The organism is Micromonospora polyrhachis, from assembly GCF_014203835.1.
In the GTDB taxonomy this organism is placed as follows: Bacteria; Actinomycetota; Actinomycetes; order Mycobacteriales; family Micromonosporaceae; genus Micromonospora_H; species Micromonospora_H polyrhachis.
The window spans coordinates 2,683,100-2,703,995 of record NZ_JACHJW010000001.1; the positions used below are offsets into that span (position 1 = coordinate 2,683,100).

A 20,896-nucleotide genomic window follows, 5' to 3' on the forward strand; every position below is an offset into this window, starting at 1 on the left:
TCGATCCTGTTTCTTCTGCCTCGACTCGACTCGCCCGGTCAGGCACGACGGCCGCTCAGGCACGACGGCCGGTCAGGCACGACGGCCGGCCCGACGGTACGCGTAGCCGGCGTACACGCCGAACACCACCAGCCAGCCGACCAGGACAAGTACGGTGTCGAGCCCCACGGCGGCACCCTGCACGGTGTCCCAGCCCAGTTCCCCGAAGCGGTGCCCCGGAGTCCACCGGGCAACGGCGGCCAGCCAGCCGGGGAACTCCGACACCGGGAACCACAGACCACCGAGGAAGGCCAGGAACAGGTTGGTCACGATGTTGGTCACGTTGGTGGTCTGGGCGGAGAGGGCGTACCCGTTGGCCAGGCCGAGCATGGTGAACGGCACCGAGCCGATCCACAGCAGCAGTGTCAGCATCACCCACTGACCGAGCCCGAGCCGTACGCCGTTGACGATCGCCCCGGTGAGCAGCACCACCACGATCGCCGGCAGCACCATCAGCGAACCGGTCACGGCCCGTCCGACGACCGCCTGGGCCGAGGTCAACGGGGTGATCCGCAGTTGGCGTAGCCAACCGACGGCCTTGTCCTCGGCCACCGCCGTGCCGGCGGTCAGTCCGGCGCTCAGCGCACCATACGCGGCCAGGCCCACCATCGCGGTGACCGCCCAGCCGGAGGAGCCGTCGGCCTTGCCGCCGACGTTGGTGAACATCAGGTACATCAGCACGGGGGTGCCGATGCCGAAGATGACGAACCCGGTGTCCCGGAAGGTACGACGGAGTTCCAGCTTGACGTACTGGTAGACCGGGGCGATCTGGCCGAGCATCACGAACCTGCCTTTAGCGTTGGTACGAAGGAGAAGTGAGGAAAGAGACGAGCGTCAGGAAGGCGGGGTGGCGGTGAGGGTCAGGAAGGCGTCCTCCAGTCCGGCGGAGGTCACTTCGAGGCCCCGTACCGGTCCGAGCAGGGCGAGTGCGTGCACGGTCGCGTCGGAGTCGGCGGTCCGCAGGAGCACCCGACCGTCGCGTTGGGCCACCGAGAGCACCCCGGGCAGCGACTCCAGGCCGGCGGGCGCCGGGCGACCCTGAAGATCGAAGGAGACGAGACTCGCCCCGACGGCCTGCTTGATCTCGGTGTTGCTGCCGTCGGCGACGACCCGGCCCCGGTCGATGACCACAACCCGGTCGGCGTTCTGGTCCGCCTCCTCGAGGTAGTGCGTGGAGAAGAGCACCGTCTTGCCCCGCTCGGTAAAGGCGTGCATCGACTCCCAGAACGAGCGCCGGGCCGCCACGTCCAGTGCGGCGGTCGGCTCGTCGAGGACTAGCAGGTCCGGGTCACCGACGAGGGCGACGGCGAAGTTGACCCGCTGTGCCTGACCGCCGGAGAGCCGGTCCACCCGCCGGCCGGCGAGGTCGGTGAGCCCGGCCAGGGCCAGGGCCTCGTCGACCGGCATGGGCTTCGGGTAGCTGCTGGCCACGAAGGTCACCAGCTCGCGCACCGTGACCCGGGGTACGGGCTTGCTGTCCTGGAGCATCGCACCGACCCGCCCGGCGCGTACCGCCCGCTGCGGGGTCTCCCCGAAGAGGCGTACCTGGCCGGCGGTCGGCTCGTCCAGGCCCAGCAGCAGGCTGATCGAGGTCGACTTGCCCGCGCCGTTGCGGCCGAGCAGGGCGACCCGCTCGCCCCGCCCGATGGTGAGGTCGAGCCCGGCGACCGCCCGTACGTCGCCGAACGTCCGGACCGCGCCGGCGAAGGCCACCACCGGTGCCGCGTCGTGTGTCTTCGTCATGCCAAGAACGATATGAGCGCAGCTCAGGTGCCTTGTAGACGAAAATATCCGGACTCCGGCAGGACAAATGTCATTGCCGCCAGCGCCCGAACAAAGAACTCAGAGCCAGCCGCGTTCGTCGGCGATCCGGGCGGCCTCCGTACGGTTTCTTGCTCCGGTCTTGCCAATGGCCGACGACAGGTAGTTACGGACGGTGCTCTCGGACAGCCACAGCTTCGCCGCGATGTCCGCCACCGTCGCGCCGCCCAGCCCGGCCGCCAGTACCTCCCGTTCCCGGACGGTCAGCGGGCTCGGTCCGGCGCTCAACGCGGCAGCCGCCAGCGTGGGATCGATCACCGACTCGCCGCTGAGTACCCGTCGGATCGACGCGGCCAGCTGATCGACCGGGCCGTCCTTGGAGAGGAAACCCCTCGCCCCGACTTCCATCGCCCGACGCAGATAGCCGGGACGGCTGAACGTCGTGACGATGAGCACCTTGCAGGCGGGCAGTTGGGTACGCAGGTCGGCGGCCGCATCCAGGCCGCTGCGGTGGGGCAGCTCGATGTCCAGGACCGCGACGTCGGGGCGGACCTCCAACGCGACCGGCACGATCTGGTCGCCCTCGGCGACCTGGGCCACGACCGTCATGTCATCTTCGAGGTCGAGCAGCAGGGCGAGCGCGCCCCGCATCATTCCCTGGTCCTCGGTCAGCAAAATCTTGACGGGCTCCGCGGCGGCGGCTCCGACCAGGTCGTCTGTCATGGCCACCACGATACGGGGATGCTGATCATGAACTGTCGAGCCCGAGCGCGTCCAGCGCCGCAGCGAGGTCGGCGGCGACGATCACCTGCCCGGTACGGTCCCCATCGGGTACGAACACCCGACACCCTCGGCTGTCGAGCTGCACGGTGACCGCCTGCCCCGGGTGCTGCTCACCCAGCCACCGGATCGCCGATGCGGGATCGACCGTCGGGTCGGATGCGACCGGGCTGGCGGCGGCTGACTGCGGGACGACAAGCGGCTCCCCCGGGTCGGTCGGCACGGCCTCCAGCACCGCGATGTCGAGATATTCGAGGGCGTACGCGATCGCCGCTTCCAGGGTCGGATGCATCGGCGACTCGGTACGGCCGGGGGTGCCGAGTTCAATGCTCCACCATTCGCCGTGCACCCGAAGCGGGTTGCCCTCGGCGTACCGGTGGTTTTCGACGGTGACAATGGCGTTCAGCCCCAGCCCCAGGGCGAGCCGGATCAGGTTGGCCAGCGGCGGTGCGGCCGGTCGGGCGGCGAGCACCAACAGTCGAGCCGACGGCCACCAGGGCCCGGCCGCCCGAAGGTGCTGGGCGAACACGTCGGCGTCCGGGGCAGGCAGCGTGACGATCCCGTCAAGCAGGTCCTGGTCGATCGGGTGGCCGCCGTCGAGTTCGGTGAGGTCCTCGGGGCGTACCCGGAAGGTGTCGGCCCAGGTGGCAAGCTGGTGGCGTGCGGGGAGCCGGACCACCGGCCGACCATCGGGGTGCAGGGTCAACCATTCGACGTCGACGGGATCGCCGGCTCGCCAGTTCAGGTGCACCGCCCGTACGCGCAGGTCGGTGATGGTGACGACGAGTCCGGAGTGGATTCGGTGGGTGCCCGCGCAGGTCGGGCAGGGCAGCACCGAGCGGTGTTGACCGGTCCCGTCACAGAACGGGCAGCCCGGTTCGGGCCGCTGGCCGGCGAGGGCACAGTGGCAGACCTGCAACCCACTGGCCGGGTCACAGTCGGGGCAGGGCAGTTCGGTGATCGGCTCCCCCTGCCAGCTCGGGGCGGGCGGTTCCGGGTCTCGCCGCAGCACCGGGCTGATCCGGCGTACGGTCTGCCCGGTTTCCCGTCGGACCGTGGTCTCGCTGGTCCCGGCCACCCGGAGCACGGTGTGGCACCAGCGCCCGTCCCGCCAGATCGCCTGCGCGCCGGCCACGTCGTCGCCGCGTCGGCTCGGTCGGGCACAGTCGGCGACGATCCGACGTTCGAGCTGGTCAAGCTCGGTTGTCGGCCGCCGGGGAGTCGGCACGGCGGATGGCTGGACCAGGTACGCCGATGCGGGCGCGGGCCGCCGGGAGGTGACCACGCCGTCCAACGCCCGTCGTACGGTGGTGGCCGCCACCGCCTCGCGCAGGTCGGCCGCTTCACCGCCCGGTTCGGCCGGCACCTCGGCGTCAGCCGCCCGATAGCCGATGCTCCAGGTCAGTCCGCCGTCTCTGGTCCGACGAGCCTCCACCACCAGGTCGAGGCAGAGCAGCCCGGCGATGGCACACAGCCGGTCGAGCCCACGATCGAGGTCGGGCGGGACCAGGGCGGCGGCTGCGTCAGCGTCGCTGTGTCCGAGGTAGACCTGCCACGGGCAGCGGCTGTGCCCGGCGAGGGCCTTCGCCTCCAACGCCAGCCGGCGTCCGGCGGGCAGGTGTGGTCGCCACTGTCTCGGTAACCGGACGACAGGTTCGACCGCCCCGGTCAGCACGCTCCGCCAGGCCGTGACGCCGACGGTGGCAGCCAGCTCGCTCACCAGCGGAGTCAGCTCGATCCACCAGCCGCCATCCTGGTCCGGCGTCGGCTCGCACCCGCCGGGCACCACGTTGTGGGAGGCGACCGCGCCGGTGTCGAGGTTGGCCATGGTCAGCACGAGTTGCGCCCGCCGCCGACCGGTCTGCCCGCACCGATTACAGCCGACGGCGACGCCGCCCACCCCGGCACAGAGCCGGCACTCCGGGTAGGGCTCCCCGCCGGCTGCTGTGTCGTCGGTCGGGCTTTGATCAGCGCGGCAGCGGCAGGGCACCAGCCGGAACGTCATACCTTCGCAGTCGGGACAGTCGACCACCATCGGGTCGAGCACACGGGGGTTGCTCACCGTCGCCGCCCCGCCGTGCACGGCACGTCGTGGTCGGCCCGCAACGTGCACCGTCGCCCGTCGTCCAGCTCCCGGTCACAGAAGAGCCGATACTGTACGGCCGAATCGTCTTCCTCGGACAGTGACGCGTTGCCGGGGTCCACGTCGGGCAGGAACGTCACCGATCGGGTCAGCGCCCGAGCGAAGTGCTTCGCTGCTTCCAGGTCTACCGCCGTGAACGGCACGTGCGCGACATACCTGGGCCGCCCGATCATCGCTCGCCCACCAACTCTCGCCTGCTCCGGGCCTGTCGGGACTGCCAGTCGTGCAGCGCGTCCTTGATCTGGCGGGTCTCCTCCCAGCTCCGGGCCACCTCGTCGTAGAGCAGGGCCAGATCGTCGGCGACCCGTTCGAGGAAGTCACCGACCTCGGCGGCATCGACGCCGCGCCGGCCGCGCCGGCTGAACCGGGTCTCCCGTACCTGCCAGGGCGGCATCGGGGTGTGCGCCCCCGACCGGTACGCCGCTCGCACCCCCGGCCCGGTCCCCGCCCGGTCCGCCTGCGGCCGCCCAGAATACGGTCGCCCAGTTTCCGGCGGCCTGGACCGGTGTCGACCGTTCCCGGCGTCACGTGTCCCCAAAAGACGACGAACGACAGCACGCACGGCACACCACCTTTCTTCTCATGGGGAAGATCAACGTAATTACCGATTCGGCTATTACGGCTTTCAAGGCACGGCGGCCAGGACGGGGAGAGTAGGGATGGCCGCCGTGCCGAAACTCATTCTGTGCCCCGCTGACCAGCACGGCAAAGCCAAAAATGCGCCAGTTTTTGACGCGCCCATTGACATTCTTCCCCCGTCCCGATACCGATAGGGAGAGAGGCCGGGGAGATGTTAAAAAATTTGACTGGGGGTTGTTTGATGACCGAAGACATTGGCTCGACGGTGCCCCGGCGGCAGTTGGGCCGAACGCTGCGCCAGCTCCGCGAGGAAGCCTGCATCACCCTCGACGGGGCGGCCAGCACCCTGCGCTGCACCCGGCAGAAGATCTGGCGGATCGAGAGTGGACTCGGCCCGACCCGGGTGCCGGACGTCAAGGCGTTGTGCGATCTCTATGACGTTGCGCCCGAGCTGGTGGAGGCGCTGTCCGGGCTGGCGACCCAGACCAAGTCCAGCGGCTGGTGGCACGCCTACGGCAACGCCGTACCCGAGTGGTTCGAGCTGTACGTCGGCCTGGAGTCCGCCGCGTCCCACCTACGCGGCTACGACGACGCCCTCATCCCAGGCATCTTCCAAACCAAGGACTACATGCTCGGCGTTCACGGAGACCGTTCTGACCTCACCGACGAGGAGATGCATCGCCGGATCGGTGTCCGGCGACAGCGGCAACGCCTCCTGACCCGCCGGATACCCAGACCACCCCGGCTGGAGTCGGTGCTCTCCGAATCGGTCCTGCTCAAGTGCGTTGGCGGGCCGGCGGTGATGGCTGGTCAACTCCGCCACCTGCTCAAGCTGACCCAGTTGCCCCAGCTCTCCATCCGGGTGCTGCCACTGGCCGCCGGCGCACACCTTGGCGCTGAAGCCGGCACCTTCATGATGCTCAGCTTTCCACCCGGCAACCGGTCCACCCCCGAGCCGCCCGTGGTCTATTGCGAGTCATGGACCGGGGCGCTCTATCTCGACCGGCCCAGCGAGCTGGCCGCATACGAAAAGGTGTGGGCGAGCCTGGATGCGCTGACCCTGGATGAGCAACAATCGAAGAGCATGATCAGCAAAATCATCGCGGAGGCCCACCATGGCTAACCTGTCCGACGCACACTGGCGCAAGAGCACCCGCAGTGGAAGTAACGGCGGCGCGTGCGTCGAGGTCGCCGACAACCTCACCGACATCGTCGCCGTACGCGACAGCAAAGACCAGACCGGCCCGGCCCTCACCTTCACCCCCACCGCCTGGGCAACCTTCGTCACCGCCACCAAGACCACCTACCGCACCCACTAACCCCCGCCCTCAACCCCGAGGCTTTGTGAACACTTGTTGTAGCCCCGGCAGCAACACTTGTTCACAAACCGGCGACGCTGACACCCTGCACCCTTCAGGGCCTCAGCAAAGTCGTGACTGTCTCCGAGATGAGGCATTCGCCCGCCGTGCGTCCGGCGCTGCGGCCCAGCCATCGACGAACTCGCTCCGCCCCGACGAGGCGATCATGACGCTATGGACGTTAAAACCGAGCGGTTAGGTCCATAGCGTCATGATCACCAAGGCCAAAGGCAGGGGCGCACTGCGCAACAATCGAAGAGCATGATTAGCAAGATCATCGCGGAGGTCCACCATGGCTAACCTGTCCGGCGCACGCTGGCGCAAGAGCACCCGCAGCGGCGACAACGGCGGCGCGTGCGTCGAGGTCGCCGACAACCTCACCGGCATCGTCGCCGTACGCGACAGCAAAGACCAAACCGGCCCGGCCCTCACCTTCACCCCCACCGCCTGGGCCACCTTCGTCACCGCCACCAAGACCACCAACCGCACCCACTGACCCTCTCTGATGCCGAAGACGGTGCCCGAGCATGGGCACCGCCTTCGGTCGTCGCAAGATCATTCGCTGGTGCGGTAACCGGTCAGACGGTCGGTTCACTGGTGGGCGAGCGATGGCCGCCGTGGCACGCAATCAACGCGTCTACCACGATCTCGGCATCAGCGTCTGCGACATCCGCCGGGCGTGACGGCGTTACTGGTGCCGATTTTGTGGATCGCGGCACGTCGGGCACGCGTCGCCGGATCGCGGTCGCCCGGGATCATCGGGCCGATCTGCGGGTTTCTCACCGCCTGCGGCGGTGGCTGGGTGGTGGCCGCGCCGAACGACGGCAGCGATCCGAAGCAACTGGGCATTGTGCACGACGCCGGGGTGCCGAGCTGGATCAGCATGGCTGACGCCGGGGTGCCGAGCTGGATCAGCATGGCTGACGCTGTGGTGCCGTACGCGGTCCTCATCGGCGCTACGGGCGCGGTACTGCTGGCGTTATCGGCGTTCATCACCTGGGTGAGGAGGCTACCCCCGACCACCACGAACGGCGGTCAGAACAGCAGCTCATCAAAAATCACCTAGGGCCTGTCACCGGCCTACCCTTGGCAGCCCTGCCACGCGGAGAATCAGCTCCGTTCCCGAATCCAGAGCCGCAGCGGCGTAGCGTCGAAGAAACCGCAAGGTGCGCCGTAAGAACTTCTGCGGGAGAGCCGATGGACGCTGTCATCTCCGGGCGCGGCCTGGCCCAACGGTATGGGCGACGCTGGGTGTTCCGATCTCTCGACCTGATGGTGGGGACCGGGGTGACGGCGCTGCTCGGGCCGAACGGCTCGGGCAAGACCACGCTGCTGCACACGCTGGTCGGGCTGCGCACCTCGCGTGGCGGCACGCTGTCGGTGCTGGGCGTCGACATGCTGCATCGCGGCGGCCCGCAGGCCATCGCGGCGCGGGTCGGTTTCCTGCCACAGAGAGTTACCGAGAGCAACCTCCCCGCTGACGCCAGATTCAACACCGCAGCGTTTCCCCTAGTCAGTGTGATGTTTCCGATAGGGAAGCAGAGCAAAGGGAAAACGCGCAGCCCGCCGGGCAACGGCACAAGACCACTGCCTGTAGCCGGCTTCTCTAATGATCAAGCTGAGGGGACAGGCCCTTGGAAACGGGGGTCTATCGTTCGATCGACGGGTCCGAATCAGAACGCTGGAGAGACTGTCAACGGTGGATCGGGGCGATGATCATCGTTCTCATCCTGGCAACCGGGGCGGCCTGGTGGGCTGGTGCGATCACGCCTCGGTTCGGGCCTGGCGCAGGCTCCGAATACGGCGCCAACCACGGGACGATCTTCTACGGCATCAGCCTGCGCAACACCAGCCGCCTGCCGGTAACCATCATCGACGCCGGCCGTAGCGGCACCGGACTTGAGTTGACGGCGGTCGAAGGGGACTTTCCGATCACGTTGCAACGCGACGAGGAGGCTTGGATCAAGTTGTATTACCAGGTCACCGACTGCCCTGCGGTGACCGCCGATGCGTGGCCCGTACCGGTGACCGTGGAACGCCCGTGGGGCACGAAGACCGTCTACATAACGCTGCCAACGCAACGTCAATCGCAGTGGCAGGGGTCCACCTTCCCCCCGCTACAGGTTGTCCGGAACGGCCCTGTCGAATGGCAGCGAAGTCAGACGGACGTGGCATGCGCCCTGCTTGGCTGAGTAGAAGTTCACCATCGCTCTAAAGTGGAGCCACTACACCGAGATGGGAGCAGACGGATGCCAGTGTGGGTCCTTGGCGTGGCCACGACGCTCCTGGCCGGGCTGTCCCTACTGGGACTCGTCCTGGCCACCCGCGTTCGGCCGACAACCCCGGCCAGCCGATCGGTGACCCGAGGATGCGCCTTCCTCTTCGGTGGCTTCGCCACGCTCTCGATCTGGGTCGCGTTCGACCAATGGGATGCGCGCACTCACGTCATACGTGCATACTCGACGACCGAAATTCGCTACCTGGCGCTGCTTGTCGCATTCCTACTATCGCTGGTCGGCATCGCCATGCTGGCCTCGCCAGTCGTCTCCAGATCACGCGGTCGTTAGTTACCAGACGGCAGCTCAGCCGATCGACCCCGCCACCGCGCGGGTCTGGCGGGCGATCTCGCGTTCCTCGTCGGTGCCGATCACGCAGACGGTCACCTCCGAGTCCGGCGGCGAGATGACCCGGTCCCCGATGCCCGCGTTGCGCTCTGGATCGACGGCGATGCCGAGGCGGTCCAGCCCGGCCAGGGCGGCGGCGCGCACCGGTGCGGCGTGCTCGCCGACGCCAGCGGTGAAGGTGATCGCGTCCACCCGGCCGAGCAGGGCGTAGTACGCCCCGACGTAGCCGGTGATCCGCCGGCAGTAGACGTCGAAGGCCAGCGTCGCCGCCGCGTCGCCGTCGGCCCGGCGGGCGAGCACCTCGCGCATGTCGTTGACGCCGGTCAGGCCGAGCAGCCCGCTGCGGTGGTTGAGCAGGTCGTCGATCTCGTCGACGGAGAGTCCGCCCTCGCGGCGCAGGTGGAAGATCACCGTCGGGTCCAGGTCGCCGCTACGGGTGCCCATCACCAGGCCCTCCAGCGGGGACATTCCCATCGAGGTGGCCACGCTCCGGCCGCCGGCCACCGCGCAGGCGCTCGCCCCGTTGCCGAGGTGCAGGGTGATCGTGTTGACCTCTGCGTACGGGCGGCCGAGCAGTTCGGCGGTCCGCCGTGACACGTACTCGTGCGAGGTGCCGTGGAATCCGTACCGCCGGATGCCGTACTGCTCGGCGGTGTCCCGCTCGATCGCGTAGGTGGCGGCGGCCTCGGGCAGCGTGGTGTGGAACGCGGTGTCGAAGATGGCGACCTGCGGTACGTCCGGCAGCGCCGCCCGGGTGACCTCGATGCCGGTCAGGTTGGCGGGGTTGTGCAGCGGCGCGAGCGGGATCAGGTCGCGGATGGCGGTCAGTACCGCGTCGTCGATCAGCACCGGCTCGCCGAATCGCATCCCGCCGTGCACCACCCGGTGCCCGACGGCGGTCAGTCCGGTCAGGTCGAGCCCGTCGAGGATGCCCCGGACGGCCGTCTCGTGGTCGGCTGGCCCGCCGCCGGGCTCACCGATCCGCTCCACGATGCCCTTGTCGATCACCCGGTCACCGTCGTACAGCCGGAACTTCACCGACGACGACCCGCAGTTGAGGACGAGGACCCGGTCGGCGGGTGCATCCTGCGGGGCGGTGGCACCGACGGACGGCGCGATCATGACGACTCCTCGACAGCGGCCTGGATGGCGGTGATCGCCACGGTGTTGACGATGTCCGCCACGGTGGCACCCCGGGACAGATCGTTCACCGGTCGGCGTAGGCCCTGCATGACCGGGCCGACGGCCACCGCCCCGGCGGAGCGCTGCACCGCCTTGTACGTGTTGTTGCCGGTGTTCAGGTCCGGGAAGATGAAGACCGTGGCCCGGCCGGCGACCTCGCTGCCGGGCAGTTTCGTGGCCGCCACCGCCGGGTCGATGGCCGCGTCGTACTGGATGGGTCCCTCGACGAGCAGATCGGGGCGGCGCTCCCGGACCAGTTTGGTGGCCGCCGCGACCTTCTCCACGTCGGCGCCCGCGCCCGAGCTGCCGGTGGAGTAGGAGAGCATGGCGACCCTCGGTTCGATGCCGAACCGGGCGGCGGTGTCCGCCGACGAGATGGCGATGTCGGCGAGTTGGGCGGCGTCCGGGTCGGGGTTGACGGCGCAGTCGCCGTAGACGAGCACCCGGTCGGCGAGCAGCATGAAGAAGACGCTGGAGGAGACCGATACACCCGGCACGGTCCGGATGATCTCGAAGGCGGGACGGATGGTGGCGGCGGTGGTGTGGGTGGCACCGGAGACCATCCCGTCGGCGTGCCCGGTCTGCACCATCAGGGTGCCGAAGTAGTTGGGCTGCGCGACGATGTCGTAGGCCAGCTCGACGGTGACGCCCCGGTGCGCGCGCAGTTCGGCGTACGTGGTGGCGAACTCGTCACGCCACTCGCTGGCGGCGGGGTCGACGATCTGCGCGCCGCCGATGTCGATGCCCAGTTCGCGGGTGCGGCGGGTGATGTCGTCGGGACGGCCGAGCAGGGTGATGTCGGCGACGCCCCGGCGCAGCAGGATCTCCGTCGCCCGCAGGATCCGTTCCTCCGCCCCCTCGGGCAGCACGAGGTGCCGGCGTCGGGTCCGGGCGCGGTCGATCAGGTCGTACTCGAACATCATCGGGGTGACCCGCTCGGAGCGACTGACCCGCAGCCGGCGAGCCAGGTCGTCGGTGTCGACGCAGCGCTCGAACACACCGAGCGCGGCCTCCACCTTGCGCGGGTTGGCCGCGCTGAGTCGTCCCTCGATCCGGCTGGACGCGGCGACCGTGTGATAGCTGTCACTGGGGACCGAGATCACCGCGAGCCCGGGCTTCAGCGCCTCGACCAGCCGCATCGCCCGTGGGTCCGGCTGCTCGCCGAGGGTGAGCACCATTCCGGAGACCGAGACCTGGCCGGCCACGTGTGCCGCGCTCGTGCCGACCAGGAGGTCGTCCCGGTCGCCCGGCATGATCACCAGCGCGCCCTCGGTGAGATGGTCCAGCAGCGTCGGTAGCTGTGCCGCCCCGACCACGTAGTCGAGCACGTCCCGGCTGAGGGCGTCGTCGTCGCCGGCGAGCAGGGTGCCGCCGAGGGCCGCCGCCACCTCGGCCACCGTCGGTGCCGACACGGTCGGCACCTCCGGGATGGCGTACGTGGGCACGGGCAGCTCGGGCAGCGTCATCGGGCCGGGCACCCGGTTGGCGATCACCGCCAGCACCGTCGCCCCGAGGTCCGCCAGATCGTGGTACGCCCCGCGCGCCGCCGCCGCGATCGCGGCCGGTTCCTGCCCGAAGCCGTCGATGACGGGCACCACCACGCTGCCGAACTCGGTGGCCAGCCGGGCGTTGAAGGCCAGTTCGCGGGGGCCGGCCCCATCGCCGCCGTCGGCGAAGTCGCTGCCCACTACGACCACTGCGGGGCAGCGCCGCTCGACTTCCCGGTACCGCTCGACGATGCTGCCGATGAGTTCCTCGCGTCGCCCGTCGGCGACCAGCGCGGTCGCCTCGGCGTAGCTGGTGCCGCTCAGGTCGGCCAGCGGCAGGTCGATCCGGTAGCGCTCGCTGAGCAGGGTGAGTATCGGGTCGGGCCCGGTTCCGCCGACCAGGGGCCGGAACACGCCGATCCGATCGACCTGTCGGGACAGCAATTCCGCGAGCCCGAGGGCAATGGTCGACTTCCCGCCGCCCGATCCCACGCTGGTCAGGTACACACTGCGCGCCACGGACCCACCCTAGAAGATCTTCGGGCGGTCGGCTCGGGTCCGACGGCCCCACTTCCGCAGGGCGGTCGCCCTGTGTCACCGGGGTTGACCACTCTAAACGGGTGCGGAGGCCAGTCAGTGGGGCCGGCTATCTGACGGGTCCACGCACCCCGGGTGCCGAGAACGTGTTCGTGGTCTACCTCGACCTGAACAAGCCGCCAGAATCACTTCCACAACGGATGAACCGACCCCTTCAAGATCCATTATCCGACACTCACGGCCCCTGATCGGCAGCTAATTTAAGGGCGCCCCGCGAATTTCTACTCATAGTTTCCTGCGGGTCGCATTTCACCCGTCATCTGGAGGTATGCATGTTCCGACGACCGCTACGCGGGATCGCCGCAACCGCAGCGATTTCCATGGCGCTTATCGTGGCGGCGGCACCACCGAGCATGGCGAGAGACCATGCTCGGGCGGAGCAGTGGCCCACCCTGTCCAAGGCCAGCGCAGCGGCCGCCAGCATCGCCCCGCTCACCCCGGATGTGGCCCGTACGATCAACCGCGCCAGCACCAAGGTCAGCCCCCACGCCAGCGTCAGTGCCGACGCCACCGCCGCCGACTACGAGCGGGCACTGTCGGCGTACTGGACCCCGGAGCGGATGCGCGCGGCGCGCCCGATCGAGCAGAGGCTCAAGGACGACACACAGCAACCTCACCTGGCACCAGGCGCCACGGTGTCGGCGCCCACCGCCAACCGGGTCGCTGGCGAAGCGGCGGTCACCCACAAACTGCGCGGCAAGCCGCTGACGGTCCCGCCCCACAAGCCGGAGACCGAGCCCGTTCCCGCCAACGTGGTGACCGGGTCGACCGGCACCGCCACGGCCAACGCCGTGGCCGGAGCGCCGTCCAAGCCCGAATACTCGGTCTTCCACGCGGTAGCCCGCACCATGGGCAAGGTCTTCCTCAACCACAAGGGGACGGACTACGTCTGCTCGGCCGGCCTCGTCATCGGTTCGGGTAAGTCGCTGGTCTGGACCGCAGGCCACTGCGTGTACGACGCCGGGGCCTACGCCGCCAACTGGATCTTCGTACCGGCCTACAGCGACGGGCAGCGTTTCCCCAGGCAGGCAGCCCCGTACGGCTACTGGTACGCCCGCACCCTCTTCGCCCAGACCGACTGGGTCACCAAGCGTGACTGGCACGGTGATGTGGGTGCGGCCATCGTCTGGCCCAACTCCGAGGGCAAGAAGATCCAGGACCTGCTGGGTGCGCAGGGGATCTCGTTCAACCTGCCCTACTACCCGTACAGCAACGCCTTTGGCTACCCGGCGGACCCGCCGTACGACGGTGAGAATCTGTACCAGGTCGTTGGCCAGGCCTATGACGCTGGAGCCAGCATCATCTACATGGCGAACACCATGACCGGGGGATCATCCGGCGGTTACTGGCTCACCAATTTCGACGGTAATTGGGGAACCGTCAACGGGCACAACAGTTTCGCGGAAGACGATTCGCCGTACATGTATTCCCCATATTATGGCCGGGACACGCAGAGGTTCTACAACAGTGTCCAACATCTGGATCCCATGACCATGTAATAGCCCCGCCGAGCGCCCGGAAAGGGCAGGCAAGGTTGGGCGGGCCGCCCCTGGGGCGGCCCGCCCGGATGGTACGGACGGTCAGCCGGTCTGACCGACCTGGTCGACGATGGTGAGGGCCAGCTCCGCGGACGACTTCGCGAAGCCGAGGAGGGCGTGGGTCTTGGCGTCGAAGACCATGATCATTTCCTTCGGGCCGTCCGCCCCCGTGGTCGGCCAGGCAATGCCGATACCGCGCCGGCCCATGCCGTCCGCGGCCTCCTTGATCACACGGAGGCCCGGCACCGTGATCGCGGCTTCGTACAGCGCCGCACGGGACTGCGGACGTAGATAGTCTGCGGCGAGGCTGGCCACGTCCTTGGCGATGGAGTTCGGCTCGCCCTCGCCGCTCGCGTTCTTGAGCAGGTACGCCTTCATGGCAGCGGGGTCGGTGGGCAGGTCGGGGTGGTACGCGGGGTTCGGGGTGCAGGGCTCGGTCCGCCCCGCAATTACCTGGCCACCCTTCACCACGGCGGCCTGCCCGTTCCGGCAACCCGGAACGACCGTCTGCTCGTTGCCGCTGCCGGACGTCGTCTTCACCCGGCCGTCCCGGGTCCCGTCCACCGACAGCCAGCTCTCGTAGGTTGTCGATCCCTCCTGGCTCCGCCGGTAGACGAACTGTCCGGGCTGGGGGGTGATGTCGGGCAGCTGGCGCGCTGCGGTCGCCGCGCTCATCAGCACCCAGGCGGGGTCGGCCTGGGCGGCCTGCTGGGAATCCGGGGCGCTACCGCCGTCGGGCGTACCGGGGGCGAGTACGACCACCCCGGCAACGGCCGCCGCGACGCCTGCGGCGGCCACGCCACTGAGCAGGAACCGCCAGTTCCAGCGGTGGGAACGCCCGACCGCCCTGGGGGCGGGAGACTCGGCGGTCGCTGCGGCCAACAGCTGGCTGCGGGCCGGGGCCAACTGTGCGAGTGTCGCCGGCGGGATCTCCTGACCGATTTCCTGGAGCAGTCGCAGATCATCCATTGCTCAGTGTCTCCTCGATTGCGTTGGTGGGATCGCTGCTCAAGTTCTCGCGGAGCAGCTTGCGGGCGCGGTTGAGTCGTGAGCGCACGGTGCCGACCGGGATCGACAACGCCGCCGCTACCTGGTCGTAGGTCAATTCCTCCCAGGCGATCAGCAACAGCACGTCGCGATCACGGGCGGAGAGTTTGGCCAGAGCGTCGAACAACGTCTGACGCAGTGACTGCGCGGTGACCACGGTGACGACTCGGTCGGCATGTGACGCCTCGCTCGTCGTAGGTACGTACGCCTGCCGCAGCCGGTATTCGCGTTCCTCCTCGCGCCGACGCTGGCTGACGATGTTGGTGGCGATCCCGTAGAGCCATGGCCGGGCTTCCGGATAGGCCGGGTCGAATCGCTTCCGGCGACGGAACGCCGCCAGGAACGTCTCGGCAACCAGGTCGTCGGCGATCCCGGCACCGAGCCGTCTCACCAGATAGCGGTGAATGTGCGGTGCATGCCGGTCGAATATCAGCGCGAAACTCTCGGGGTCCTGGACGGACCGTTTGATGATGGCCGCGTCCGTCATTGTGCCGACGTCGGCGGCCCCGACTTGTCTGGAACGATTCATGCACGCCCTTCCGCGGAGCCAGGAATCATCACCTGTTATCCGCCGGCCACCGCGAAACGGTTCACGCGCTCTTCACGCGACCGCGTGCTTGAACCAGCCGATGAAGATCACGAAGTTCGGGCATGCGTGTACACCGGATGGCACTCGAACGCGCGTACGCCATCCACAGCGGCCTGCTCAACGAGTGGGGCCTACAGGTCCTCGACAGCGTGCTCGAAAGTGAGGCGGCTCGCCTGGATGCGGAGATCCGGCGGCTCCCGTCCGGGGGTCGCGTCCGACTCTCGGTGTGATGGCGGCGCTGTCGGCGCGACAACAGGGATGGCCGGCACCGCTGCTCGCCCCCGCGCTGCCGGGCTGAGGGCTTTCAGCATTTCGGGGGCAGGTCACCGGTCCCCTTGGGCAGATCCGAATAGATGTCCGGGACCCACACGTCGTCGGTGGTTCTGTTCCAGATCGTCGAGGAGAGTTGCCGACCGGAAACCTCGTCCGCCACCAGCCGTCCGTCGTGCGCCTGGCAGATGACGTAAATCACGGTTCCTTCCGGATATCCCCGGTCGGCACGGCCGGGAATGTAGGGACTCCGAGCGGCAACCACTCCCCGGAATCGTCGCTGTTCCTCCGAGTACGTATTGACGATCTTTGCGGGCCAGGTCTTCGGCACGGGTGATTTCGGCGTCGTCGACGCAGCGGCACCGGGATCGGTCTTCGGAGTCTCGGTCGGGCCACCGGCGACGACTGCGCCGGGGACCCTGTCGGCAGGTGACCGACTCGCCGAGCGTACGTCGTTGAGCAGGGCGGTCGCCGCCACCAGGAGGCTGGCCACACCGATCAGGGTGGTCTGTCGTTGATGGTTCGAGACCCACTGCCGCAGTCGCCGGGACAGGCGTCGCAGCCGGGCGACGACCATATGGGCCACGTGCCGCATCCACCCCAGCCGAAACTGCCGCCACACCAGGTCTCCTCCCATCAGGAGCGCCCTTTTCGACCAGTGTGCAATTACCGAGCGAGGTTGCCAAGGCACGACACGTCATATTTCACCCCTCACCAATGCCGGGAATCGATGGACTCGGGGTGACCCATCGGGGAGGATTGCGAGTTTTGTGATCAAATGGGGTTAGGACAGCCGCATCAACTGTCCACAGAGGAGGCAATGTGCGGGGATTACCAAGGAAGATAACGCGAGCCGCCGGTGCCGCCGTGCTGGCACTGGCCATGCTCGCCACCGCAGCGACGCCGGCCGCCGCCACCAGCAGTGGCCCGATCCCGGCCCAGCAACAGCACGGCGAACTGCCCGGCAGCGAGCTACAGGCCGCCCTCGTCAAGGTCACCGACGCGGGCATGGTCGGGGCCTTCGCCGAGGTACGCGACAACCTGGTCACCTGGCGAGGCGCGAGCGGCACGGCCGACCTCGGCAACGGTCGGCCGATGCGCCCCGGACTCCAGCACCGGATCGGCAGCGTCACCAAGACGTTCGTGGCGACCACGTTGCTCCAACTCGTCGGCGAGGGGCGAATCGCACTCGACGCGCCGGTCGGGACGTACCTTCCCGACTTCGCGGCCGACGGGGTGACCGTCCGGATGCTCCTCAACCACACCAGCGGCATCGGCAGCTACGACCGGGTCGTCTTCGCCACGCCCGAGGACGTGGAGCGACACCGCAACACCACGTTCGACCCGCGCGAGTTGGCCCGGATCGGGCTCGACATGCCGCCGACCAACGTCCCCGGCGCGACGTTCGCCTACTCCAACACCAACTACATCCTGGCCGGGCTGATCCTGGAGCAGGTCACCGGTCGGCCAGCCCAACTGGAGATCTACCGCCGGGTCATCCGACCGTTGGGCCTGTTCCAGACGTACTTCCCCGGCACCAACACCCGCATCGTCGGTCCACACGCCAAGGGCTATGTTCCCTGGTACGGCGGTGAACTACGGGACTTCAGCGTCTACAACATGTCCTGGGCAGGTACGGCCGGTGAGCTGATCTCGACCCCGTCCGACCTGAACCACTTCTATCGGGCGTTGCTGGACGGCCGGTTGCTGCCGCCGGCGGAGTTGGCGCAGATGCGTACCACCGTGCCGTTGGACCCGGCCCGGCCGGCGACCGGCGGCTACGGCCTGGGCTTGGTGAGGTTGGCGCTGCCGTGCGGCACGGTATGGGGCCATGACGGGATCGTGCTGGGGCACAGTGCACTCTCGCTGCACTCGCCGGACGGTCGTCGCCAGCTCACGTTCGCGGCGAACCTCACCCACTATGCGGTGCCCGGCCAGCCCGACCCGATCAGTTCCGCGACCGTCGACTTCGCCGTCACGGCGTTGTGCGGCACGACCAGTGGGCCGATCGGCGACCCGAGCCCTCAGGGGGTGACGGGTGGCCCACTGCGGGTGGCCCCGGCACCCGGCGGGCCGGCGCTGACCGCGACGCCACCGTCAGGCCAGCCCCACCAGGGCTGACCTGCCGATAGACGGCAGAGGGCGGTAGCCGGGGGTCGACGTCGTCGGCCCCCGTTTACCGCGCCATGGACTTTGTGTCTTAAAGTTGTTTACGTGAGCCCCAGTGATGACGACATCCCGCCCGCCGACCCGGCCGAGGCACTACGCCTGATCACCGAGCAGCAGGCCGAGGTGTCCCGGCGACTCAACCCCGACCCGCGCCTGTTCCACTGGCCGTGGGGGGTGGCCTGGCTGGTCGGCTTCGGGCTGTTCTTCCTCCGCTTCGGCCCCGACGGTCGGATCTTCGTCGACCTGCCCGAATGGCTGCCGCTGACCGTCCTCTTCGTACTGCTGGCCGCCGCCGGCATCATCACCGGCGGAGCCGGAGCGAAGGCGTACGGGCAGGTCGTCGGGGCCTCCTCCCAACGTGGCACGTGGTACGGCCTGGCCTGGTTCCTCGGCAACGTCAGCCTCTTCGCCGTCAACATCAAGATCAGCCCCCTGCTCCCCGACGACCTTCAGGGGCTGCTCTGGGCGGCCAGCGCGGTCGGCCTCGTCGGCGTACTGCTCATGGCCGGTGGCGCGATCTGGCTCGACCGCAACCTGTTCTGGCTCGGCGCCTGGATCATCGTGCTCAATGTCGCCGGACTGATCGCCGGACCGGGCTGGCACGCCCTGATCATCGCGCTCGGCGGCGGGGGCGGCCTGCTGCTCGCCGGCACCATCGCCGCACTTCGGCGAAAGTCATGAGCGCACCCCCGCCCGAACTCGACCCGGTCATCCACGCCCAGGCCCGGCTCCGGGTCGTCGCCACCCTCGCGACCCTCGCCGAAGGCGACCAGATCACCTTCCCCCGGCTCCAGGACATCCTCCAGATGACCGCCGGCAACCTCTCCGTACACCTGCGCAAGCTCGAAGACGCCGGCTACGTCGACATCACCAAGACCCACCAGGGTCGTACCCCGGCGACCCTCGTCGCCCTCGGCCGACGCGGCCGGCTGGCCTTCGAGGAATACACCGCAGCGGTACGCGCCCTGCTCGACCTTTCCGACGCCAAGGAGCAACGATGATCCTCGCCCGCGCCGACCAGGTCACCCGCCGGTTCGGCGACGTCCTGGCCCTGGACCACGTCGACCTCGACGTCAGCAGCGGCGAACTGGTGGGCCTGCTCGGCCCCAACGGGGCTGGCAAGAGCACCTTGCTGAGCCTGCTCGTCGGCATCCGCCGGCCCACCTCCGGCCGGGTCGAACTCTTCGGCGGCGACCCCCGCGAACCGGCCCGCCGCCAGCGGATCGGGGTCACCCCGCAGGAGACCGGCCTGCCGCCCACCCTGCGGGTCGGTGAGGTGGTCGACTTCGTCTCCGCCCACTACCCCGACCCGGTGCCCCGGGCCGAACTCCTCGACCGGTTCGGCCTCGCCGACCTCGCCAAACGGCAGACCGGCGGCATGTCCGGCGGGCAGAAGCGCCGGCTCGCCGTGGCGCTCGCCTTCGTTGGCCGCCCCCAACTGGTCTTCCTCGACGAGCCGACCACCGGTCTGGACGTCGAGGCCCGACACGCCCTCTGGGACGGCATCCGCAGCTTCCACGCCGAAGGCGGGACGGTGCTGCTCACCAGCCACTACCTGGAGGAGATCGAGGCGCTCGCCCAGCGGGTCGTGGTGATCGGGCAGGGCCGGGTGCTGGCCGACGACACCGTCGAGGCCATCCGGGGCGTCGTCGGGGCCCGCCGGGTCAGCCTCGACACCACCGACGTGCTGCCCCGACTGGCCGGTGTGGTCGGTGTCGAGCGCGCCGACGGTCGTACCCACCTGCTCACCACGGACGCCGACCAGTTGGTCCGCGAACTGGTCACCGCCGGGGTCGACTTCGCCAACCTGGAGATCCGGCCCACCTCCCTGGAGGAGGCGTTCCTGGCCATCACCGGCCGCGATGAGCGGTCGACCACCGCACACGACGGGCAGCCGCTCGCCGCCTGACCAGCCACTCGCTGCCGACCAGCCGACCGCCGCCTGACCAACCGATCACCGCCTGACCGGGAGACCCGACGTGCACCTGACCCTCGTCCACACCAGGTATCAACTCCTGGAGACCATCCGCATCCCCATCGCGGTGATCGGCAGCGCCTTCTTCCCCGCCGTGTCCATGCTGTTCTTCGTGGTGCCGTTCGCCGGGGACGACCCGGTCGCCGCCACCTACGCCACCGCGTCGATGGTGACCTTCGCGGTGATGACCAGCAATCTTTTCCAGTACGGCATCGGAGTGTCCGAGGACCGGGCCCAGCCCTGGGACCCGTACACCCGGACCCTGCCGGCCGGGGCGTTTCCGCGCTTCGCCGGCCGCGTCCTCGCCGGCCTGGTGATGCTGATCCTGCCGATCATCCCGGTGGTGATCATCGCCGCGGTGGGGACCGAAGCGACCATCACCCTCGGTGGTCTCCTGGCCGGGCTGGGTTCGGTGGTGCTCATCTCGATCCCGTTCACCCTGATGGGGCTCGCCATCGGCTACGCCCTGCCCAGCAAGGCCGCGCTCGCCGTCGCCCAGGTCCTCTTCTTCCCGCTGGCCTTCGGCGGCGGCCTGCTCTCCGCCCCCGGCAGCGCACCGGGCTTCATCGAGATCATCGCGCCCTACCTGCCCACCCGGGGCGCGGTGGAGCTGATGTGGGCCGCCGTCGGCGACTTCGACCCCAACCCGGTCTCGCTGATCGCCCTGGTCGGCTGGATCGTCGTGCTGGCCGTGCTGGCCGTCTGGGCCTACCGGCGCGACGAGGGCCGACGGTTCAGCTGACCCGACCCGACGCCCC

26 protein-coding genes are annotated in these 20,896 nt (G+C 68.9%); 15 read left to right on the top strand and 11 right to left on the bottom strand.

All coding sequences use genetic code 11. The annotated features are described in order from the left end of the window. Positions 1–72 precede the first annotated feature (72 nt). The 6 genes from FHR38_RS11400 to FHR38_RS11425 form a co-directional block, all read right to left on the bottom strand. Complete coding sequence (locus FHR38_RS11400; protein ID WP_184534643.1) at positions 73–819, bottom strand: ABC transporter permease; 747 nt, start codon at positions 817–819, stop codon at positions 73–75. 54 nt (positions 820–873) lie between these two features. After that, complete coding sequence (locus FHR38_RS11405) at positions 874–1,782, bottom strand: ABC transporter ATP-binding protein (RefSeq protein WP_184534644.1); 909 nt, start codon at positions 1,780–1,782, stop codon at positions 874–876. Between the two features lie 99 nt (positions 1,783–1,881). Then, positions 1,882–2,523 carry a response regulator transcription factor gene (locus tag FHR38_RS11410; RefSeq protein ID WP_184534645.1) on the bottom strand — a complete coding sequence of 214 codons (642 nt, stop codon included), beginning with the start codon at positions 2,521–2,523 and terminating at the stop codon, positions 1,882–1,884. A gap of 25 nt (positions 2,524–2,548) precedes the next feature. Beyond that, the gene (locus tag FHR38_RS11415) at positions 2,549–4,642 is read right to left on the bottom strand and encodes a hypothetical protein (protein WP_184534646.1); all 2,094 of its coding nucleotides are present in this window, start codon (positions 4,640–4,642) and stop codon (positions 2,549–2,551) included. Next, positions 4,639–4,896: a hypothetical protein gene (locus FHR38_RS11420; RefSeq protein ID WP_184534647.1), complete on the bottom strand. Its 258-nt coding sequence runs from the start codon at positions 4,894–4,896 to the stop codon at positions 4,639–4,641. The genes FHR38_RS11415 and FHR38_RS11420 overlap by 4 nt, the downstream gene beginning before the upstream one ends. After that, positions 4,893–5,153: a DivIVA domain-containing protein gene (locus FHR38_RS11425; protein WP_376771398.1), complete on the bottom strand. Its 261-nt coding sequence runs from the start codon at positions 5,151–5,153 to the stop codon at positions 4,893–4,895. Before FHR38_RS11425 ends, FHR38_RS11420 begins: the two co-directional genes overlap by 4 nt. A gap of 390 nt (positions 5,154–5,543) precedes the next feature. Between FHR38_RS11425 and FHR38_RS11430 the strand changes: the two genes are divergently transcribed. The 8 genes from FHR38_RS11430 (at position 5,544) to FHR38_RS11465 (ending at position 9,227) form a co-directional block, all read left to right on the top strand. Next, positions 5,544–6,425 carry a helix-turn-helix domain-containing protein gene (locus tag FHR38_RS11430; RefSeq protein ID WP_184534648.1) on the top strand — a complete coding sequence of 294 codons (882 nt, stop codon included), beginning with the start codon at positions 5,544–5,546 and terminating at the stop codon, positions 6,423–6,425. Beyond that, positions 6,418–6,621: a DUF397 domain-containing protein gene (locus FHR38_RS11435; RefSeq protein ID WP_184534649.1), complete on the top strand. Its 204-nt coding sequence runs from the start codon at positions 6,418–6,420 to the stop codon at positions 6,619–6,621. Before FHR38_RS11430 ends, FHR38_RS11435 begins: the two co-directional genes overlap by 8 nt. A 331-nt stretch (positions 6,622–6,952) precedes the next feature. Further along, positions 6,953–7,156 carry a DUF397 domain-containing protein gene (locus FHR38_RS11440; RefSeq protein WP_184534650.1) on the top strand — a complete coding sequence of 68 codons (204 nt, stop codon included), beginning with the start codon at positions 6,953–6,955 and terminating at the stop codon, positions 7,154–7,156. Between the two features lie 31 nt (positions 7,157–7,187). Beyond that, on the top strand, positions 7,188–7,343 hold the full coding sequence (locus tag FHR38_RS11445; RefSeq protein ID WP_184534651.1) for a hypothetical protein: 156 nt from the start codon (positions 7,188–7,190) through the stop codon (positions 7,341–7,343). A gap of 11 nt (positions 7,344–7,354) precedes the next feature. Next, a complete protein-coding gene (locus FHR38_RS11450) occupies positions 7,355–7,726 on the top strand; it encodes a hypothetical protein (protein ID WP_246446451.1) in 372 nt (123 codons plus the stop codon). A gap of 131 nt (positions 7,727–7,857) precedes the next feature. Then, the gene (locus tag FHR38_RS11455) at positions 7,858–8,376 is read left to right on the top strand and encodes an ATP-binding cassette domain-containing protein (RefSeq protein WP_184534652.1); all 519 of its coding nucleotides are present in this window, start codon (positions 7,858–7,860) and stop codon (positions 8,374–8,376) included. Further along, positions 8,373–8,852 carry a hypothetical protein gene (locus tag FHR38_RS11460; protein ID WP_184534653.1) on the top strand — a complete coding sequence of 160 codons (480 nt, stop codon included), beginning with the start codon at positions 8,373–8,375 and terminating at the stop codon, positions 8,850–8,852. Before FHR38_RS11455 ends, FHR38_RS11460 begins: the two co-directional genes overlap by 4 nt. Positions 8,853–8,909: 57 nt before the next feature. Then, on the top strand, positions 8,910–9,227 hold the full coding sequence (locus tag FHR38_RS11465; protein WP_184534654.1) for a hypothetical protein: 318 nt from the start codon (positions 8,910–8,912) through the stop codon (positions 9,225–9,227). 15 nt (positions 9,228–9,242) lie between these two features. Here the strand turns inward: FHR38_RS11465 and FHR38_RS11470 are convergent, their stop codons facing one another. After that, positions 9,243–10,406: an acetate/propionate family kinase gene (locus tag FHR38_RS11470; protein WP_184534655.1), complete on the bottom strand. Its 1,164-nt coding sequence runs from the start codon at positions 10,404–10,406 to the stop codon at positions 9,243–9,245. Then, a complete protein-coding gene (pta, locus tag FHR38_RS11475; protein WP_184534656.1) occupies positions 10,403–12,472 on the bottom strand; it encodes a phosphate acetyltransferase in 2,070 nt (689 codons plus the stop codon). The genes FHR38_RS11470 and pta overlap by 4 nt, the downstream gene beginning before the upstream one ends. A gap of 350 nt (positions 12,473–12,822) precedes the next feature. On the opposite strand from pta, the gene FHR38_RS11480 reads away from it, so the two are divergent. Further along, positions 12,823–14,049 carry a trypsin-like serine peptidase gene (locus FHR38_RS11480; protein WP_184534657.1) on the top strand — a complete coding sequence of 409 codons (1,227 nt, stop codon included), beginning with the start codon at positions 12,823–12,825 and terminating at the stop codon, positions 14,047–14,049. A gap of 81 nt (positions 14,050–14,130) precedes the next feature. Here the strand turns inward: FHR38_RS11480 and FHR38_RS11485 are convergent, their stop codons facing one another. Then, on the bottom strand, positions 14,131–15,057 hold the full coding sequence (locus FHR38_RS11485) for a CU044_5270 family protein (RefSeq protein WP_184534658.1): 927 nt from the start codon (positions 15,055–15,057) through the stop codon (positions 14,131–14,133). Beyond that, complete coding sequence (locus FHR38_RS11490; protein ID WP_184534659.1) at positions 15,050–15,664, bottom strand: RNA polymerase sigma factor; 615 nt, start codon at positions 15,662–15,664, stop codon at positions 15,050–15,052. Before FHR38_RS11490 ends, FHR38_RS11485 begins: the two co-directional genes overlap by 8 nt. 122 nt (positions 15,665–15,786) lie before the next feature. Between FHR38_RS11490 and FHR38_RS11495 the strand changes: the two genes are divergently transcribed. Next, positions 15,787–15,954 carry a hypothetical protein gene (locus FHR38_RS11495; RefSeq protein WP_184534660.1) on the top strand — a complete coding sequence of 56 codons (168 nt, stop codon included), beginning with the start codon at positions 15,787–15,789 and terminating at the stop codon, positions 15,952–15,954. A gap of 74 nt (positions 15,955–16,028) precedes the next feature. On the opposite strand, the gene FHR38_RS11500 is transcribed toward FHR38_RS11495, so the two are convergent. Further along, entirely contained in the window at positions 16,029–16,616 is a 588-nt protein-coding gene (locus FHR38_RS11500; RefSeq protein WP_184534661.1) for a hypothetical protein, read from the bottom strand. Between the two features lie 200 nt (positions 16,617–16,816). On the opposite strand from FHR38_RS11500, the gene FHR38_RS11505 reads away from it, so the two are divergent. The 5 genes from FHR38_RS11505 (at position 16,817) to FHR38_RS11525 (ending at position 20,880) form a co-directional block, all read left to right on the top strand. Continuing rightward, positions 16,817–18,115 (top strand): serine hydrolase domain-containing protein, encoded by a 1,299-nt coding sequence (locus FHR38_RS11505; RefSeq protein ID WP_312882047.1) that lies wholly within the window; start codon positions 16,817–16,819, stop codon positions 18,113–18,115. 93 nt (positions 18,116–18,208) lie between these two features. After that, complete coding sequence (locus tag FHR38_RS11510; RefSeq protein ID WP_184534662.1) at positions 18,209–18,844, top strand: transporter; 636 nt, start codon at positions 18,209–18,211, stop codon at positions 18,842–18,844. Then, entirely contained in the window at positions 18,841–19,164 is a 324-nt protein-coding gene (locus tag FHR38_RS11515) for a transcriptional regulator (RefSeq protein WP_184534663.1), read from the top strand. Before FHR38_RS11510 ends, FHR38_RS11515 begins: the two co-directional genes overlap by 4 nt. Continuing rightward, complete coding sequence (locus tag FHR38_RS11520) at positions 19,161–20,072, top strand: ABC transporter ATP-binding protein (protein WP_184534664.1); 912 nt, start codon at positions 19,161–19,163, stop codon at positions 20,070–20,072. Before FHR38_RS11515 ends, FHR38_RS11520 begins: the two co-directional genes overlap by 4 nt. A gap of 70 nt (positions 20,073–20,142) precedes the next feature. Further along, positions 20,143–20,880: an ABC transporter permease gene (locus tag FHR38_RS11525; protein ID WP_184534665.1), complete on the top strand. Its 738-nt coding sequence runs from the start codon at positions 20,143–20,145 to the stop codon at positions 20,878–20,880. Positions 20,881–20,896: the final 16 nt, after the last annotated feature.